14 protein-coding genes and 1 pseudogene are annotated in these 17,788 nt (G+C 73.3%); 4 read left to right on the top strand and 11 right to left on the bottom strand.

Annotated features, from left to right (window positions below; genetic code table 11):
- Window positions 1–600: 600 nt before the first annotated feature.
- Window positions 601–1,188, top strand: coding sequence for a hypothetical protein (locus O7605_RS03540; protein WP_269737876.1), 588 nt, complete (start codon window positions 601–603; stop codon window positions 1,186–1,188).
- A gap of 346 nt (window positions 1,189–1,534) precedes the next feature.
- On the opposite strand, the gene cobA is transcribed toward O7605_RS03540, so the two are convergent.
- From cobA to cobC, 3 genes are all read right to left on the bottom strand, one after another.
- Window positions 1,535–2,791 carry a uroporphyrinogen-III C-methyltransferase gene (cobA, locus tag O7605_RS03545; protein ID WP_269737877.1) on the bottom strand — a complete coding sequence of 419 codons (1,257 nt, stop codon included), beginning with the start codon at window positions 2,789–2,791 and terminating at the stop codon, window positions 1,535–1,537.
- Between the two features lie 142 nt (window positions 2,792–2,933).
- Window positions 2,934–4,040, bottom strand: coding sequence for a nicotinate-nucleotide--dimethylbenzimidazole phosphoribosyltransferase (cobT, locus tag O7605_RS03550; RefSeq protein WP_269738697.1), 1,107 nt, complete (start codon window positions 4,038–4,040; stop codon window positions 2,934–2,936).
- Window positions 4,040–5,122: an Rv2231c family pyridoxal phosphate-dependent protein CobC gene (gene cobC, locus O7605_RS03555; protein WP_443083863.1), complete on the bottom strand. Its 1,083-nt coding sequence runs from the start codon at window positions 5,120–5,122 to the stop codon at window positions 4,040–4,042. Before cobC ends, cobT begins: the two co-directional genes overlap by 1 nt.
- Window positions 5,123–5,243: 121 nt before the next feature.
- On the opposite strand from cobC, the gene O7605_RS03560 reads away from it, so the two are divergent.
- Complete coding sequence (locus O7605_RS03560) at window positions 5,244–7,376, top strand: transglycosylase domain-containing protein (RefSeq protein WP_269737879.1); 2,133 nt, start codon at window positions 5,244–5,246, stop codon at window positions 7,374–7,376.
- Between the two features lie 3 nt (window positions 7,377–7,379).
- Here O7605_RS03560 and O7605_RS03565 read toward each other — a convergent pair whose 3' ends face one another.
- Complete coding sequence (locus O7605_RS03565) at window positions 7,380–8,861, bottom strand: cobyrinate a,c-diamide synthase (protein ID WP_269737880.1); 1,482 nt, start codon at window positions 8,859–8,861, stop codon at window positions 7,380–7,382.
- Between the two features lie 284 nt (window positions 8,862–9,145).
- Here O7605_RS03565 and O7605_RS03570 point away from each other — a divergent pair, with 284 nt between their 5' ends.
- Window positions 9,146–9,964: an SURF1 family cytochrome oxidase biogenesis protein gene (locus tag O7605_RS03570; RefSeq protein WP_269737881.1), complete on the top strand. Its 819-nt coding sequence runs from the start codon at window positions 9,146–9,148 to the stop codon at window positions 9,962–9,964.
- A 4-nt stretch (window positions 9,965–9,968) separates the two neighbouring features.
- Here O7605_RS03570 and O7605_RS03575 read toward each other — a convergent pair whose 3' ends face one another.
- The 4 genes and pseudogenes from O7605_RS03575 to O7605_RS03590 form a co-directional block, all read right to left on the bottom strand.
- Window positions 9,969–11,555, bottom strand: coding sequence for an ATP-dependent DNA ligase (locus O7605_RS03575; protein WP_269737882.1), 1,587 nt, complete (start codon window positions 11,553–11,555; stop codon window positions 9,969–9,971).
- A gap of 103 nt (window positions 11,556–11,658) precedes the next feature.
- On the bottom strand, window positions 11,659–11,865 hold the full coding sequence (locus tag O7605_RS03580) for a hypothetical protein (protein ID WP_093410448.1): 207 nt from the start codon (window positions 11,863–11,865) through the stop codon (window positions 11,659–11,661).
- Window positions 11,866–11,935: 70 nt separating this feature from the next.
- Window positions 11,936–13,282, bottom strand: a complete 1,347-nt coding sequence (locus O7605_RS03585) for a dipeptidase (protein ID WP_269738698.1) — start codon at window positions 13,280–13,282, stop codon at window positions 11,936–11,938.
- Window positions 13,272–14,176 (bottom strand): annotated as a pseudogene (locus O7605_RS03590) (uridine kinase family protein); the annotation flags it as partial. The gene O7605_RS03585 and the pseudogene O7605_RS03590, both read right to left, overlap by 11 nt.
- Between O7605_RS03590 and O7605_RS03595 the strand changes: the two are divergent.
- Window positions 14,111–14,512, top strand: coding sequence for a rhodanese-like domain-containing protein (locus tag O7605_RS03595; RefSeq protein ID WP_269738699.1), 402 nt, complete (start codon window positions 14,111–14,113; stop codon window positions 14,510–14,512). The pseudogene O7605_RS03590 and the gene O7605_RS03595 overlap by 66 nt on opposite strands.
- 1 nt (window position 14,513) lies before the next feature.
- Here the strand turns inward: O7605_RS03595 and O7605_RS03600 are convergent, their stop codons facing one another.
- The 3 genes from O7605_RS03600 to O7605_RS03610 are packed head-to-tail and all read right to left on the bottom strand — an operon-like array spanning window position 14,514 to window position 17,735.
- Entirely contained in the window at window positions 14,514–15,122 is a 609-nt protein-coding gene (locus O7605_RS03600; protein WP_269737884.1) for a hypothetical protein, read from the bottom strand.
- Between the two features lie 58 nt (window positions 15,123–15,180).
- A complete protein-coding gene (locus O7605_RS03605; RefSeq protein WP_269737885.1) occupies window positions 15,181–16,722 on the bottom strand; it encodes a cobyric acid synthase in 1,542 nt (513 codons plus the stop codon).
- Window positions 16,719–17,735 (bottom strand): cobalamin biosynthesis protein, encoded by a 1,017-nt coding sequence (locus tag O7605_RS03610; RefSeq protein WP_269737886.1) that lies wholly within the window; start codon window positions 17,733–17,735, stop codon window positions 16,719–16,721. The genes O7605_RS03605 and O7605_RS03610 overlap by 4 nt, the downstream gene beginning before the upstream one ends.
- Window positions 17,736–17,788: the final 53 nt, after the last annotated feature.

Below are 17,788 nucleotides of genomic sequence, written 5' to 3' on the forward strand. Positions count from 1 at the left end.
GGGGTGTCGGGCGCCGCCCGGGGGGTTTGGGTGCTACGCCGGTTTTGGGCGGTCGGGCTTGACCCCAGGGCCGGTGCGGCGGGCGCGGCGGATGCGAGCCCGCATCCTTCCTTGTCGTGCGGGAGGGGCCAGCGTTTGGTGTGGATCTTGGTGCGATTGTGCCCCTTGGGGGGCGTTGTCGGACCAAGATTGCGGGTTGTGGGTGGCGGTTGTCGGGTTTGGGGTGGGTGTCGGGTTCCGGGCGTGGCTCGGGGTGGAATGGGTGCGGGCCCCGGGGGCGTTGTGTACGGGTGAACGGCCGAGGAAGACACCGCCCGCCCCGGTGGGTGCGGGCCGCCGGGGAATGGTGGCGGGCCGGTGGTCGTTGGACATCCCCGAACGACCGTGGAGGACACCGCCCGCCCCGATGGGTGTGGGTCCCCGGGGAATGATGGCGGGCCGGTGGTCGTTGGACATGGTCCCGGCGATGCGAAGCGGCGGATACGCCCCGCGTGCCGGAGGACTTTCCCCCCTTTCTTTGAGCGCCTTTCTGGTGCTTGCGTGCGCCTGACCGATCCCCCTCGGTGTGGCTGTGCGTCGACCCCCGAATGGAGCTTTGTGATGAACACGATGCTGCGTAAGAGCGTGTTGGGTATCGCGGGTCTGGCCTTCACCGGTGGTCTGTTCGCCGGTCCGGTGGCCGCCCACGCCGACACCACCCCGGTCACCAGCAACCCGGTCGCGGCGGTGCAGGCCGACAAGCCGGACACCAGCAAGCTGCTGCCGCACGGCGTGCCGAGCAACCAGTCGCACGTCGACCTGAACGACGAGCAGATCGACAACGTCAAGGCGATCATCGCGGCGACGAAGAAGGCCGGCATGGACGAGCGTGCCGCCGTGGTGTCGATCGCGACCGCGTTGCAGGAGTCGAAGCTGGAGAACCTGGGTCACCTGGGTGACCGCAACGACCACGACTCGCAGGGCCTGTTCCAGCAGCGCCCCTCCTCCGGCTGGGGCACGGTGGAGCAGATCACCGACCCCGAGTACTCCACCCTGGCGTTCCTGAAGGGGTTGAAGCAGGTCGACGGCTGGCAGGACATGCCGCTGACCCAGGCCGCGCAGACCGTGCAGGTCTCGGCCTACCCCGACCACTACGCCCAGTGGGAACAGCAGGCCGCCGACCTCGTCGCCCAGCACTGGACCAGCTGACAACCACCAGCTGACCACCACGAACATTCCTCCACAGGGGGGAGCAGAAAGCCGCTGGCCGGCACCCCAACCCGGGTGCCGGCCAGCGGCGTATATCCAGCAGAAAGCGCACCGACGGCAGCCAGATCAACCAGCCAGCAGCAGCAGACGACAGAACCGCCCAGCAGACAGCAGACTGTCAACCCCACCCGGGCTGACCCGCCCTACCTCCGCGCGGGGGCTGCCCAGGTCAGGCTGGGGGCGACCGTGCCCGGCGCAGGGATCAAGCCTGACCGCCCGGAGCCGGGCACGGTCGCCCCCAGCCCCACCGCAACCACCCAACAAGTCGGAAACCCAGAGCAAACGCTCAGTCCAGCCCGGCCGCCCCCAGTGCCTCGACCACGTCACCGACCACGACCACCGCCGGCGGACGCAACCCCGCAGCGGTCACCGCCTCGGCCACCTCGCCGAGCGTGCAGCGGACGATCCGCTGACCGCCGGTGGTGGCCTCCTGGATGACCGCGGCCGGCGTACCGGCCGCCCGTCCGTGCGCCAGCAGCGTGCTGGCGATCGACGGTAGGTTCTTCAGGCCCATCAGGATCACCAGCGTGCCGCGTAGCCCGGCCAGCGCCTCCCAGCGGACCAGGGAGTCCGGCGACTCCGGCGCGACGTGCCCGGACACGACGGTGAACTCGTGTGCCACCGACCGGTGGGTGACCGGAATGCCCGCCGCGGCCGGTGCGGCGATCGAGCTGGTCACCCCGGGCACCACGGTGACCGGTACTCCGGCCGCCGCGCAGGCCAGCAGCTCCTCGCCGCCCCGGCCGAAGACGTACGGGTCACCGCCCTTGAGCCGGACCACGAAGGCGCCCGCCGACGCCCGGTCCACCAGAATCCGGTTGATCTCCTCCTGCGTCCGGGACGGGCCGTAGGGGATCTTGGAGGCGTCCACCAGTTCCACGCCCGAGCGCAGTTCGTCCAGGAGCAGTCCGGGCACCAGCCGGTCGGCGACCACCACGTCGGCCTCACTGAGCAGCCGCCATCCACGGAGGGTGATCAGTTCCGGGTCACCGGGTCCGGCACCCACCAGGGCGACCCGACCAGGACGGCCGCCCCCGTCAGCGGGACGGTTCGCCGGGGTTTCCGGCTCGGTCGGCTCCAGTGGCTTCCGCTCGTGTTGCAGGAGGGTACGGATGGCGTCGCGGACGCTCACCGCGCGATGTGGGTCGCCGCCGCCGTGCACCGCGACGGTGACCGGGCCGTACCGGGTCACGGCCGGGGTCCAGGCCGTCGCCGCGTTCCGGTCGTCGGCGCGTACGCAGAAGATCCGATGTTGGGCGGCGGCGGCGCTGACCTCCGCGGCGGCGATCGGGTCGTCGATGGCGACCTGCACCAGCCAGGCGCCGTCGAGATCGTCCGGGGTGAACCGGCGTGCCGCCCAGCGCAGCCGCCCGGCGTCGACGTGCGCGCGCAGCGCCGGGGTGATCTCCGGCGTCACCAGCAGTACGTCCGCGCCCGCGTCGAGCAGCGCCGGGACCCGCCGCGTGGCCACCGCTCCCCCGCCGACCACCACCACGCGGAGTCCGGCCAGCCGGAGCCCGAGGGGATAGGAATTGGTGCTCACGCTGCCGACCGCCTCGCCGGGCAGCGGCGCGGCACGGCCACTGCCGGACCTGATCGTTGCATCGCACGCCCGCTCATGCCGCCTCGCTCCGCGCACCGGTGGTGCCCGACGAAGCGGGCGGCAGCCCGAAGGGTTCGCTCGCTCACTTCTCGGCCACCCCGGCGGAGTCGAAGGTGGCCACCTCGTGCAGTACCCGGACCGCGCCGGTGACCACGGGGAGAGCCAGCAACGCACCGGTGCCCTCACCGAGCCGCAGTCCGAGGTCGATCAGGGGGGTGAGGCCGAGCTGTCGCAGCGCGACCGTCGCGCCAGGCTCGGCGGAACGGTGACCGGCGACCATGGCCGCCACGGAGTCCGGGGCGAAGGCCGCCGCGGCAAGCGCTGCGGAGACCGCGATCACCCCGTCCAGCAGCACCGGTACGCGGCGTGCCGCGGCGCCGAGCACGAACCCGGCCAGGGCGGCGTGTTCCAGCCCACCGACTGCGGCCAGCACACCGAGCGGGTCCGCCGGGTCGGGGTGGTGCCGGCGCAGCGCGGCCCGGACCACCTCGATCTTGTGCTGGTAGGTCGGGTCGTCCACGCCGGTCCCCCGGCCGGTGGCCTCGGCGGCGTCGGCCCCGGTGAAGGCGGCGACCAGGGCGGCGGCCGGGGTGGTGTTGGCGATCCCCATGTCACCGGTCAGCAGAATTCCGGCACCGGCGTCGACCAGGTCGCCGGCGACGCCGATGCCGACCTCGACCGCTGCCAGCGCCTCCTGCCGGTTCATCGCGGCGGTGACGGTCATGTCCCGGGTACCGCGCCGGATCGGTGTTTTCAGCAGCCGGGGCACCGCCGGTTCCGGTACGCCGCCGCGCGGCGCACCGGAACCGTCCGGGCGGTCGTCGGCCTCCGGCAGCGGGGTCGCCACCCCGACGTCGATCACGGTCACCGAGGCGCCCGCCTGCCGGGCGAAGGCGTTGACCACCGCTCCACCGGCCAGGAAGTTGCCGACCATCTGCCCGGTGACCTCCTGCGGCCAGGGACTGACCCGCTGGGCGTGCACGCCATGATCACCGGCGAAGATCGCCACCGCCGCCCGGTCGGGCACCGGCGGCGGGCAGCTGCCGGCCAGGCCGGCGAGGCGTACGGACAACTCCTCCAAGACGCCGAGCGAACCGGCGGGCTTGGTCAGGCGCGCCTGCAACTGCCGCGCCGCGGTCATCGCCGACTCGTCGAGCGGGCCGACGGCCGCGATGGTGTTCTCCAGCATCATGCCTCCATGATCTCGGCCAGCACGGTGGTGAAAGCGTCGGTGGTCGTCCGGTCCCGAACTGCGATCCGCAGCCAGTCCGGACCGAGCCCGGGGAACGTGTCGCCCCGGCGTACCGCCCAGCCACGCGCCCGCAGCCGGTCCCGGATCCGGTCCGCGCCGGAGATCCGCACCAGCACGAAGGCGCTGGCCGGACGACCGGCCACGCGCACCCCGGGCAGGGCCGACAGCCGCGCGACCAGATGTTCGCGGTCGGCCGCGAGCTGCTCGGCGATGGCCCGTTCGGCCTGGGCCGCCTCGGGGCCCGCACAGGCCTCGGCGGCGGCCAGCGCCGGGGTGGAAACCGCCCAGAGCGGCTGTACGGCGGCCAGTCGGCGCAGCAGCGCGGCCTCGCCGAGCAGGTAACCGATCCGCAGCCCGGCCAGCCCCCACGTCTTGGTGAGGCTGCGTACGACCAGCAGTCCCGGCAGGTCCCGGCGGGCGGCAAGCGATTCGGGTTCGCCGGGCACGCCGGTCCTGGCGGCGGTGTCCGCGAACGCCTCGTCGACCACGAGTACCCGACCGGGGCGGGCCAGTGCGGCGAGGTCGGCGGCGGGATGCAGTACGGAGGTGGGATTCGTCGGGTTGCCGATCATCACCAGGTCGGCGTCGGCGGGTATCCGATCCGGGTGGAGCCGGAAACCGTCCGCCGCGTCGAGCAGCACCCGCTCCACCGGGTGTCCGGCAGCCCGCAACGCGGCCTCCGGCTCGGTGAACTGCGGGTGCACCACCACCGGCCGGCGTACCCCGCGCAGTGCCTGGGCGAGCAGCACGAAGCCCTCGGCGGCTCCGGCGGTGAGCAGCACCTCCTCCGGTGGGCGACGGTGCCGGGCGGCGACGGCGGCGCGGGCCGGGCGTGGGTCCGGGTACGCGGCGAGGTCGGTCATCGACGCGGTGATCGGCCCGGCCAGCCAGGGTGGCAGCGGGGCGCGTCGCACGTTGACGGCGAGGTCGACCAGGCCCGTGGCGACCTCGGCGTCGCCGTGGTGGGTCAGATCCGGTTCGGCCGCCGTCGTGGGTGTGGTGCTCAGCTGCCCATGCATGACCGCGATCCTGCCGGGAAGGCGGCGCGGGGGACAGCAACCCGGCGGGTGGGCCGCATCACCACGCATCACTTCATGAGTATTTCTCATGCTTGAATCGGAAATGTCATAACTTGACGGGGTGAGCTACCGACCCCTTGCTGCCGCTGGTCGTCTCGTTCCACTGCTCCGCGCCGGGCTGATCGCCGGCATCGTCGTCGCCGCCGCCGCGTACCCGGCCGTCGCGGTGACCGGTATCGGCGCCAAGGCCACCGCGCACGCCGTGGAGAGCAAGACCCGGCTGCTGACCACCGCCCTGCCCGCCGAGACCTCCTACCTGTACGCGCCCGACGGCAGGACCGTGCTGACCATGTTCTTCGAGGAGTACCGGCAGTACACCAAGCTGTCGGACATCTCGCCCAGCATGCAGCAGGCCATCGTCGCCGCCGAGGACAACCGCTTCTACCAGCACCACGGCGTCGACCCGAAGGGCGTCGCCCGCGCCTTCGTGGCCAACGCCCGCTCCAGCGGCGTCTCCCAGGGAGCCTCCACGCTCACCATGCAGTACGTCCGGATGGCGCTGCGCGACAGCGCCACCAACCCCAGAGAGGTGCAGGAGGCCACCGCGCAGACCCCGACGCGCAAGATCAAGGAGATGCGCATGGCGGTCGACCTGGAGAAGGAGTTGAGCAAGGAGGACATCCTGGAGCGGTACCTCAACTCCGCCTACTTCGGGCACCGCGCGTACGGCATCTACGCCGCCAGCGAGATCTTCTTCTCGAAGACCCCCAAGGAGCTGACCGCCGTCGAGGCGGCCACCCTCGCCGGGCTGGTGAAGTCACCCTCCCAGTACGACCCGGCCAGCTCGGACCAGAAGGAGGCCACCGCCCGACGCAACTACGTGCTGGACAACATGGCACGTCTCGGCTATGTCTCACCGGATTCCGCGCAGGCGGCGAAGGGTGAGCCGATCCGGCTCCGACTGACCTATCCGCCGAACGACTGCGCGGCGGTGCCCGAGAAGTGGAACAGCTGGGGGTTCCTCTGCGACTACCTGAAGAACTGGTGGAGCGCCCAGCCGGCGTTCGGTGCGAACCCGCTCCAGCGGTTGGACAAGCTACGCCGGGGCGGCTACCGGATCGTGCTGAGCATGGACCCGAAGATCCAGGCGGCGGCGGAGAAGAACGTCGGCACCGAGTCGAACACCGGCAGCCCGTTCGCCAACGGCATCGTGGTCTCCGAACCCGGCACCGGGCGGGTAAAGGCGATGGCGGTGAACCGCACCTACTCGCTCGAGGTCGACGAGAATCCGCTCAGCTCCAACCCGGAGGCGGGTCCGGAGGTGCGGGCCAACTATCCGAACACCGTGGCACCCCTGATGGGCGGTGGTGACCTGCCCGGTTACCAGGCCGGATCGACGTTCAAGATGTTCCCCATGCTGGCCGCCCTCGACGCCGGCATGCCGCTCAACACCACCTTCAACGCGCCGCACAGCTACCGCTCCGAGGTCTACGACGGCTGGCAGCCCTCGAACGCCAGCGGCGCGATGAGCGGCACGCAGACCATGTGGTCCGGCTTCGGTAAGTCGGTGAACACCTACTTCGTCTGGCTGGAGGAGCAGGTCGGGGCGGAACGGGCCGTCCGGCTCGCCGAGCAACTGGGGCTGCGTTGGCGTACCGACGTGGACCGGGAGCACGCCTCCCCGGCGAAGGCCAACAAGTGGGGCGCCTTCACCCTGGGCGTCTCCGACGCCACTCCGCTGGAGATGGCCAACGCCTACGCGGCGGTCGCGGCCGACGGGCGCTACTGCGAGGCGCTGCCGGTGAACGCCATCTACAACCGGGACGGCACCCCGGCCACCTACACCACACCCGGCGGTATCGAACGGGAGGTCGCCAAGCCACGCTGCCGCCAGGTGGTCAGCGCCGACGCGGCGCGCGCGGCCACCGACGCCGCCCGTTGCCCCACCGGTGACACCCCGGCCAAGGGCAGTTGCGGCGGCTGGTCCACGGCCGACAGTGTGCGCGGCACGGTGGGCCGCCCGGTGGCCGGCAAGACCGGTACGACGGACAGCACCCGATCCGCCTGGTTCGTCGGCTACACGCCGGAACTGGCGGCGGCCAGTTTCATCTCCGACCCCGACAATCCGTTCAACGCGGTGGGTGACGGCCAGTCGCAGATCCCGATCGCGGCGGTGTCGAACACGCTCCGCGACGCCCTGAAGGGCAAACCCGCGCGGGACTTCGTCCCACCGTCGGACCGGATCGTCGGCTGATGCTCAGGCCGACGGCCCGGCGACCGGCTCGGACGCCACCGCACCGGCCGGGTCGCCCGGAGCGACACCCGCCGGCCCGGCCGGGACACCGCCGCCGGGCCCGACCGGGACCGTGGCCGGCTCGGCCGCAGCGGCGGCCACCAACCGCGTCGCGATCTGCGGGTACGCGGCCCAGTGCGGCACGAGCTGGGAGGCGTGCACACCCCGCCAGATGAATCCCTCCGGCGCGCCGCCCGGCCAGCTCCACGCCGGACGCTGCCCGCCCCGGGGGGTGAGGACCGCGCGGTGCTCCTTGTGCCCGACCACCACGTCACCACGGGCGGCAACCACGCTGTCACCCTGAGCGGTCGCCTCGCGGTAGCCGACCACCAGCCCGTCCCGCAGACTGCCGATCGCGTCGATCACCCCGCACATCGGCAGCCCGTCGAGTTCGCGGGCCAGCCAGAGCAGGCCGGCGCCCTCGGCGACCACCGGTCGGCCGGTGCGGGCCAGTTCGGCGACCGCGATGCAGAGCCGCCGGTTGGCGGAGAGCTGCTCCGCGTACGACTCGGGCAGCGCTCCGCCGACCACCAGGGCACGGGTGCCGGCCGGCAGCGCCTCGTCGGCGAACGGGTCGAGCGTCATCACCTCCGCACCGGCGGCCCGCAACAGCTCGGGCGTCTCGGCGTGACTGAAGCTGCCGCCCGGTCCGCCGAGCAGCGCCACGACCGGAGGAGCGGCGCCGGCTGGCCGGGCCGGGACAGCCTCGGCGGTGTTCGGCGGCGACCATTGCGGCACGCCCAGCGCCGGTGCCGAGCGGGCCAGCCCGAGCAGCCGCTCCAGGTCGACCGTGGCGGTCACCGCCTCACCCAACCGCCGGACCGCCCGGGTGGCCTCACCGGCGCCTTCGAGCACCGGCACCACGCCGTGCCGGCGCGACGGCAGCACCGAGGGCAGATCCTGACGGCGCAGCGCGCCGTAGACCGGCACACCGATGTCGTCGAGCGCCTCCCGCAGCAGCGCCTCGTGCCGGGCGGAGGCGACCCGGTTGAGAATCACCCCGCCGATCCACAACTGTTCGTCGTACGCCCGGAAGCCGTGCACCAGGGCGGCCACCGACTGGCCCATCGCGGCGACGTCGACCACCAGCACCACCGGGCTGCGCAGCACGGTGGCGACGGCGGCGGTCGACTCGGTCTCGCTCCGGCCGGTCAGGCTGTCGTACAGACCCATGCTGCCCTGTACCACCGCAAGGTCCGTGCCCTGCGCACCGTGCAGCAGCAGCGGGGCGACGCGTTCGGCACCGACCAGCCGCGGGTCCAGGGTGCGCCCGGGTCGGCCGCTGGCCAGCCCGAGGTACGCCGCATCCACCTGGTCGGGCCCGATCTTGAAGCCGGCCACGTCGAGGCCCCGGTCGGCGAGCGCGGCGAGCAGACCGATCGCCAGCGCGTTCTTGCCGTGTCCGGACGAGGGGGCACTGAGCACCAGACGCGGCACGACGGTCATCATCGACTCCTCGCGAGCGGTCGGCGTGCCGACCGTCGGCGCGCTCCGCCCGCGTGACGATAGCTGAACCGGACGCCGGACACGCACCCTCCGCCACCTCGTCCGGGCCAGGTCAGCCGGTCGGTGGCGGAGGGCCCCGACGCGCGTACGCTCCGCCACCACGAGGTCTGCGGCACCGGATTCCGGCCGGGCTCACTGCCTGCGGCGGCCCGGCGCCGACAACGGCGCGTGGACGCCCCGACGGCTCGGCACAGTGGCGGCGGTCACACGGGTAACCTCGTGGCGTGTACCGGTTCCTGCTGACCCCGCGCTGGCTGGGCCTGCTCGTGCTGGCCCTGGCCGCCGCCACGGTGATGGTGCTGCTCGGCAACTGGCAGCTGGACCGCTACCACGGCCGCACCGCGATCAACGAACGCATCGACGCCGGCCTGCGGATGGATCCCGTGCCACTGCGCGAGGCGCTGCCCGCGCCGACCGGCGGTCCGGGCACCGTCGGTGCGCCACCGGCGGAGGAGCGGACCTTCACCCGAGTCACCGTGACGGGCCGGTACGACACCGACAACATCGTCCTGGTGCGGGGCCGCACGGCCGAGGGCCGGGTCGGCTTCGAGGTGGTCACCCCGCTGCTGCTCACCGACGGCACCGCCGTCCTGGTGGATCGCGGCTGGATCCCACCCGCCCCCGGTGGGGCGGTGGCGCAGCCGGACGTGCCACCGGCACCGGCGGGTGAGGTGACCGTCGAGGGTCGGGTGCACGCGAGCGAGAGCGGCGACGCCAAGGTGTCCCGCCGCGAGGGCCGCCTGGAGAGCCGCCGGGTCTCCGTGCCTCAGCTCGCCGGCGCGCTGCCCTACCCGGTGCACGGCGCGTACGTGCTTCTTGACGAGCAGACGCCGGCCGCCGACCCGACGTTCCGGGCCGTGTCGATCGGCCACACCAACAACTGGCAGAACCTCGGCTACGTCGTCCAGTGGTGGATCTTCGCGGCGATGACCCTGGTCGGCTACGGCTGGATCGCCCGCCGCGAGGCCCGCCGGCTCGCCGGGGTGGTCGACGAACGCCCCCGCGACCGGGCCGCCGACTCCGGCACCCCCGCCGTCACCTGATCACTCAGCCGGGCCGGCGGCCCGCGTGGATCGCCCGGACGGCGTCGATGGTGTCGGCCTCGGCAGCGGTCTTGTCGTCCCGGTAGCGGACCACCCGGGCGAACCGCAGGGCCACCCCGCCCGGATAGCGCGAACTGCTCTGCACGCCGTCGAACGCGATCTCCACGACCTGCTCGGGTCGGACCCGGACGACCCAGTCGCCACGGTCCACGGCGAGGCCGAGGAAGCGTTCGGTCTGCCAGCGCAGCAGCTCGTCGGTGAGCCCCTTGAAGGTCTTGCCGAGCATCACGAACCCGCCGGTGCCCGGGTCACGAGCGCCCAGGTGCAGGTTCGACAACCACCCGGTGCGTCGGCCACTGCCCCACTCCACGGCGAGCACGACCAGGTCGAGGGTGTGCCGGGGCTTCACCTTGACCCAGGCGGCGCCACGCCGGCCGGCGTCGTAGGGCGCGCCGGGCGCCTTGACCACCACGCCCTCCTGGCCGGCGTCCAGTGCGGCGGCGAAGGCCTCGCCGGCCTGCTCCGGGTCGTCCACCTCCATCCGCCCGACCAGCAGCGACGCGTCGGCCGTGCCGCGCAGCGCCGCCCACCGCTCCCGGCCCGGCAGGTCGATCAGGTCCACCCCGTCGAGGTGCAGCAGGTCGAAGAAGTACGGCGTGAGCACGGTCGCACCGGTCCGTTCGGCGGCGGCGCGCACCGCCGGTGCGACCGGCGCCCCGGCGGCGGGACCAGCGGACCCGGCCCGGCGGGCAGCGGCACTGGACGTCTGCTGGAACGGCAGCGGCCGGCCGGCGGCGTCCAGCCCGATGGCCTCCCCGTCGAGGACGATCTCCCGGGCGGGCAGGGCACGCACGGCGGCGACCACCTCGGGCACCCGGGTGGTGATCTCGTCGAGACTGCGGGAGAAGACGGCGATGTCGGAACCACTGCGGTGCACCTGGATGCGGATGCCGTCGAGCTTCACGTCGACCACGGCGGGCACCCCGGTGGCGGCGAGCGCCTCGTCGACGGTGGACGCGCTCTGCGCCAGCATCGGCGCCAGGGGCCGGCCCACCCGGAGACCGAACTCGGCAAGCGCGGTCGCCCCGCCGCCGAGAGCGGCCACCGCCACCGCCCGCAGGTCGCCGGCGAGCAGCAGCGCCCGGCGTACGACGGCGACGGGCACCTCGGCTGCCCGGGCGACCGCGTCGGCGAGCAGCCCGGCCTGTGCACCGTGCCGCAGCTCGCCGAGGAACAGGCCGGTCAGCAGGCGCTGCTCGTCGGCGGTGGCGGCCGCGTAGAGGGCGTGCACCAGGGCCCGACGCCGAGCCTGCGAGCCGGCGCCGTGCACGGCCGCGATCTCGTCGATCGCGGCGTCCACCGCCGACACGCTGAGCGTCGGTTCGGTGGCCGGCGGGGGCAGGTCGCGCAGGCTGGCCCAGCCGACCCCGGTCTGCCGTTGGCGCAGCTCGCCGGCAAGCCAACCGGAGCCCGCCGCCACCTCGGGCGGATCGAGCCGCCGCAGGGCATCGGCGAGCAGCTCCACCTTGGCCCGACGACCGCTGGTGGCGCCGACGGCCGCGGAGGTGGCAGCCAGGTCCAGGAACCGCACGACCTCATCCTGCCAGCCACCACCGACAACCGGTGCCACCTGCGGACGGCCCGACCTTCGCTGTGGTCGCGACCGCCACCTGACCGCCCGGCGGTCGCCGACGTCAGGCCGGCACCGGCTCCTCGATCCGCAGCCCCCGGGCGCGGACACCGTCGGCGATGCGCGACAGCGACGCGTCCAGGGCGACCAGCGCGGCGGACAACTCGCCGAGCTGTTCCTTAAGCGTGTCCTCGGGCCACGCGGAGACGTCGACGTCCCCCAGAGCGATGACGGCGGCCTCCAGGCGGGCCAGAACCTCATTCGTACGCATGTTCGAGAGGCTACAACAGCCCCGCGTCCGACACACCGGAAACGGCTACCGTCGGTGTGAAGTTACGGGTTCACCCGCGACCCACCTCAGCCACTCTGGCCAGCAGCAACGTCTCGGCGAGGCAGACCCGGGCGAACTCGCCCAGGTGCAGGCTCTCGTTCGGCCCGTGGGCTCGGGCGTGCGGATCCTCCACTCCGGTCACCAGGATCGCCGCCTGCGGGAACATCTCCTGGAAGGTGGCGATGAACGGAATGGAGCCGCCGACCCCGATCTCCACCGCGTCGGTGCCGTCCCAGGCGGACCGGAAGGCAGATCGGGCCGCGTCGAACATCGGGCCGCTGGCGTCGATGACGCAGGGGGCACCGTCGTGCTCGAACGTCACCTCGACCTGCGCGCCCCACGGTGCGTACCGCTCCAGGTGGGCGCGGAGCGCCGCGTACGCCCGCTTCGGTTCGTCGCCCGGCGCCAGCCGCACGCTGAGCTTGGCCTTGGCCGCCGGAACCAGCGCGTTCGGCGCCTCGCCGGTGGCCGGGGCGTCGATGCCGAGCACGGCGAGCGCCGGCTTGGTCCACAACCGGTCGGTGATCCGGCCGGTGCCGAACAGCCGCACACCGTCGGCCAGCCCGGCCTCGGCGCGGAACCGGTCCTCGGGGTAGTCGACGCGGGCCGCCTCCCGGCCGACCAGGTCGGCCACCGCCACGTTGCCGGCGTCGTCGTGCAGCGTGGCGAGCAGCCGGACCAGGGTGGTGAGCGCGTCCGGGACGGCACCGCCGAACATGCCGCTGTGCACGGCGTGGTCCAGCGTGCGCACCTCCACGAAGCAGTTGACGATGCCGCGTAGCGACGTGGTCAGCGCCGGTACGCCGACATCCCAGTTGGTCGAGTCGGCGATCACGATGACGTCGGCGGTGAGCTTGTCCCGGTGTTCGGCGAGCAGCCGCTCCAGGGAGTCGGAGCCGTACTCCTCCTCCCCCTCGACGAACACGACCACACCGACCGGCAGCCGGTCACCGTACGCGCGCAGCGCCGCGACGTGCGCCATGATGCCGGCCTTGTCGTCGGCGGCACCCCGCCCGTACAGCCGACCGTCGCGCTCCACCGGCTCGAACGGGTCGGACTCCCACAACGTGGGGTCGCCGATCGGCTGCACGTCGTGGTGGGCGTAGAGCATCACCGTCGGGGCACCGGGCGGCGCCGCCCGGCGGCCGATGACGGCGGGCTGACCACCGGCCCGCGCCACCTCCACGTCGAGGCCGCAGCCGCGCAGCAACTCGGCCACCGCCTCGGCGGAGCGCTCCACGTGGGCGTGGTCGAAGCCGTCGAAGGCGATGCCGGGAATGCGGACCAGGCGCTCCAGGTCGGCCCGGACGCCGGGCAGCTCCCGCGCGACGGCCTCCCGCAGGTCGGACTCGGTCATGATCGGTGTGGTCATGACCGGCATCGTATGCCGGCCTTACCGGCCGGCGCGGCCGGCGTGGCGGGTCCGACGGTGGCGGGTCGGCGCCGGCGGGTGGTACGGCCGGTGCGGTCAGCCGCGTCGGCAGTAGTAGCGCTCGGCGGCATGCGGCAGGACCGGTGCGCCCTCGACGACCAGGTCGGCGCGGGCCTCGGTGCCGTCGGCGGCGAAGTGGGCGCGTTCGGTGACATGCCAACGACGCAGCTCCGGCAGGATCGCCGGGCCGTCGCGGGCCACCGCCCGGTCCAGCCGCAGTGGCTGCGGGGCGGTGACGAAGACCGCCAGGGTCAAGCTCGCCACGGCGGTCGTCCGGGCCGCGCTGACCCCCTCCACGATCAGCACCGGCGCGACCGGCACCGGCACCGGCGTGGGCAGGAAACGCCGGCGCACCCAGCTGTAGCGCCGGTAGGCGCCGGCCCGCCCGGCTCGTACCGGCGCCAGCACCTGCTCCTCCAGCCGGTCCCAGAAGGTGAGCTGGTCGTCCCATCCGTCGAGCAGGTCGTCGGTGTGCACCACCGGTGGCCGGGTGGCGTCGGGCGTCGCGGCGGCGAGGGCATCGGCCAGGCGCGCCGCGAAGACCGTCTTGCCGGCGCCGCTGGGCCCGTCGACGGCCACCAACCGGGTACGCCCCAGCCGGGCCGGCCCCGCCAACACCCGTCGAGCAAGTCCGGCGTACGCCTCGAAGACCACCACCACGGACACCGACGTTACCGATCGGGTTGTCCCGGGCCACTTCGGATCGCACGCCCGGGCACCGGGCGGCATGCTCGTGGCGTGTCCCATTCCGTGATGAGTCCCGGCGTCGAGGCGTTGCTGGAACAGGCCCGCGCGGGCATGACCCGGTTGACCCCGCAGGAGACGGTGCAGGCCGCGAGCCGTGGCGCACTCCTGATCGACACGCGCACCGACGCACAGCGTCGGGAACAGGGCGACCTGCCCGGCGTCATCGTGATCGACCGGACGGTGCTGGAGTGGCGGCTCGACCCGGCCAGCGACTGGCGGATCCCCGAGGCCACCGGGTACGACCTTGAGATCGTGGTGATGTGCCGGCAGGGATACAGCTCCAGCCTCGCCGCCGCGAGCCTGCGCGCCCTGGGCCTGCACCGGGCGACCGACATGATCGGCGGAGTGGAGGCGTGGCGGTCGGCCGGCCTGCCCTTCTCCGACCAATCCGCCGACGTCCGCTACTGATTCAGTAGGCCATCAGATCCAGGGTCTGCCTGGCGTACTCCATCGCCAGTTCCTCGGTCTGGGCCTCGTTCGGCACCTGCGCCGCGATGAAGTTGAGCTGCAAATGGACCACGGCCGTTCCCGCCATCGCCGCCGCCATCGAGAGCCGGCTGTTCACCGGCCCGTCGTAGGGCTCCGGTGGATCAGTCATCGGGCCGTTGGCCGGTGGGATCGACACCCAGGCGCCCTCGCCGACCCCGCTGGCCTCCCGGGCGATGCCCTGCGCTCCGGCGGGCGGCGGACCACCGAGAGACTCACGGGCCGCTGTCGTCGAATCTGCGACCAGCATGGTGATGGTGACCGCGTGGATCGCCAGGGGGTCCTCCGACACTGCGCTGAGTACACAGCTCTTGCGGTCCGGCCGGTCGGGGCGGTCTCGTACCCGTGTCGTCCCGCCGGCCACGTCGATCAACGGCTGGTGGTCGAGCTTGATGCAGAGGTCGTCCACCAGGCGGTAGGACGCGGCGGGTGATGGGGGTGAGCTGGGTGCCGGGGTGGCGGTGCCGGCGCAGCCGGTGAGCACGACCGGGAGCACCAGAGCGAGCCGGCCCAGACGGCGGGTATCGATCACCACGAGATCGTGCCACAGCGGGCCGTCCCTCCGGCGCCCGCCGGCCGGGCATCCCGGCTCACCGTCGCGGGGCGCCGGGTGGGACGAACGGTAGGTCGGTCGGGGGCCCGTCCTCGACGAGTCGCCACAGGGCGTCGGTGTCCAGGTGCTCCTCGACCAGATCGCCGAGCAGGTCGAGATTGCGTTCCCGGGCGGCGGCGAAGGAGGTGTCCGGTGCGACCCGGAAGCCGGTACGTCCGGCGAGGCGGGCCGCCCGGGTGAGGAACCAGCGACGGAACTCGTCGGACTCGAACGTGCCGTGCCAGTGGGTACCGTGCACGACGCCGTGCATGGCACCCTCGTCGGCGCCGCCGGTGTACCGCAGCAACGGGACCAACCGGGGGTCGGCGGTCGAGACGTGACCGTGGTGGATCTCGTAGCCGTGGACCGGACGGTCACCCGCGAAGCTGCCCACCGCCGGTCGGACGGTCTTGCGGCGGTCGAAGGTGATCTCGATGGGGAGCAGGCCGAGACCGGGCACCGTGCCCTGCCGGCTCTCCACCGGGTCGTGGATGGCGCGGGCCAGCATCTGGTAGCCGCCGCAGATGCCGAGCAGCGGACGGTTCGCCGCCACGTGCGCCGTGACGGCGTCGGCAAGGCCCGTCTCGCGCAGCCAGGCCAGGTCCGCCACCGTCGACTTCGAGCCGGGCAGCACCACCAGGTCGGCGGCGGCGAGTTCGGCCGGCTCGACGGTCAGACGTACCCGCACCCCCGGCTCGGTCGCCAGCGCCTCGACGTCGGTGGCGTTGCTGATCCGGGGCAGCCGCAGCACGGCCACGTCGAGCCATTCGGTGCCGTGCGGGGCGGACGGGCGACCGAGTACCCGGCCGTAGGCGAGGGAGTCCTCCGCGTCGAGCCACAGGTCCAGGGCCCAGGGCAGCACCCCGTACGTCGGACGCCCGGTGAGCTGCCGCAGCATCTCCAGCCCGGGGGCGAGCAGACCCCGGTCGCCGCGGAACTTGTTGACCACGAAGCCGGCGACGAGGGCCTGGTCGGCGGGGTCGAGCAGGGCGAGGGTGCCGAACATCGCGGCGAACACACCACCCCGGTCGATGTCACCGACGACGATCGTGGGCAGCCGCGCGTGCCGGGCCAGCCCCATGTTCACGTAGTCGCCGTCGCGCAGGTTGATCTCCGCCGGGCTGCCGGCGCCCTCGCAGATCACCACGTCGTACTCCGAGCGCAGCTCGGTCAGGGCGGCGTACGCGGTCTCGGCGAGCCGGGGACGCAGGGTCCGGAAGGTGCCGGCGGTGATCGTGTCGACCGCCTCGCCGAGCAGGACCACCTGGCTGGCCAGGTCGCTGCCGGGCTTGAGCAGCACCGGGTTGAATCGCAGGTCCGGCGCGAGCCCGCAGGCCGCCGCCTGCATCGCCTGGGCCCGGCCGATCTCGCCGCCCCGGCCGTCCGGCCCGAGCACCACGGCGGAGTTGTTTGACATGTTCTGCGCCTTGAAGGGCGCCACCTTCACACCTCGCCGGTGCAGCCACCGGCAGATGCCGGCGGTGAGCACACTCTTGCCGGCATCCGAGGTCGTCCCGGCCACCAGCAGCCCACCGCTCACCGACGGCCCGCCCGCCGAGCCGCGTTGCCGGCCAGCGGACCGGCCCGGCGGGCGGCGGCAGCCACCAGGCGACCCGCGGTCATCGGGTACGCCACCGCGAGACCGAGGGTCGCCAGCCCGACCGCCCGGGAGATGCGGGCGGCCCGCGCCAGATGCCGTGCCTCGGGACGTGGCCCGTCACCGAGGAACGGACGCACCTCCGTACGGCCGAAGTACACGTTGCGTCCACCCAGCCGTACGCCCAACGCCCCGGCCATCGCCGCCTCGCACTGCCCGGCGTTGGGGCTGGGATGGTCGTCGCGGTCGCGCCGCCACACCCGCCAGGCCCGGGCCCGGTCGCCCTTTCCGGCCGGCGCCAGCGCCACGGTCAGCAGCCCGGTCAGCCGGGCCGGCACCAGGTTGAGCAGGTCGTCCAGGCGGGCAGCCGGGGTGCCGAACCGGGCGTACCGAACATTGCGGTGGCCCACCATCGCGTCGAGAGTGTTCGCCGCGCGGTAGCCGAGCAGGCCGGGCAGCCCGGCGACCGCACCCCAGACCAGCGGGGCGACCACCGCGTCGGAGGTGTTCTCCGCCACCGACTCCACCGTCGCGCGCGCGATCTCGGGCTCGTCGAGTGTCGACGGGTCCCGCCCGCAGAGATGCCCGAGCCGCTGTCGGGCCGCCGGCAGGTCACCGCCGCGCAACGACCGGCCCATCGTCTTCGCCTCGTGGCGCAGGCTGCGCCCGCCCAGCACGGCCCAGGTGCCGGCGGCGACAAGCACGGCCCGGGCCGCCGGCCGACGCCGGGTGCCCACCGTGGCAGCCACCCCCATCGCCACCGGCGCGCCCACACAGAGCGCGGTGAAGATCGCACCGGCCAGCTGTTCCGGGCGGTAGAGGCGACGTTCCAGGGCGGCGGCGGCCCGGCCGAATCCGGCCACCGGGTGCCCTCTGCGCGGGTCACCGAACAGCGCGTCCAGCGCGTAGCCCGCGACCAGTCCCGTCGCGTTCGCCACCGCACCCGCGTGTCGCACGGCATGTCACCCCCGGGCGGTCAGCCTAGCCGAGCCCTGCCGCCCGGATCGTG

Source organism: Verrucosispora sp. WMMA2121, assembly GCF_027460185.1.
In the GTDB taxonomy this organism is placed as follows: domain Bacteria; phylum Actinomycetota; class Actinomycetes; order Mycobacteriales; family Micromonosporaceae; genus Micromonospora; species Micromonospora palythoicola.

Bases quoted from the DNA above. Each gene is read 5' to 3' on its own strand.
- cobT (WP_269738697.1), bottom strand. From the start codon at position 4,040: ATGCTGGAGAACACCATCGCGGCCGTCGGCCCGCTCGACGAGTCGGCG.
- O7605_RS03565 (WP_269737880.1), bottom strand. From the start codon at position 8,861: ATGACCGTCGTGCCGCGTCTGGTGCTCAGTGCCCCCTCGTCCGGACAC.
- O7605_RS03540 (WP_269737876.1), top strand. From the start codon at position 601: ATGAACACGATGCTGCGTAAGAGCGTGTTGGGTATCGCGGGTCTGGCC.
- cobC (WP_443083863.1), bottom strand. From the start codon at position 5,122: ATGCATGGGCAGCTGAGCACCACACCCACGACGGCGGCCGAACCGGAT.
- O7605_RS03580 (WP_093410448.1), bottom strand. From the start codon at position 11,865: ATGCGTACGAATGAGGTTCTGGCCCGCCTGGAGGCCGCCGTCATCGCT.
- O7605_RS03595 (WP_269738699.1), top strand. From the start codon at position 14,111: ATGAGTCCCGGCGTCGAGGCGTTGCTGGAACAGGCCCGCGCGGGCATG.
- O7605_RS03585 (WP_269738698.1), bottom strand. From the start codon at position 13,282: ATGACCGAGTCCGACCTGCGGGAGGCCGTCGCGCGGGAGCTGCCCGGC.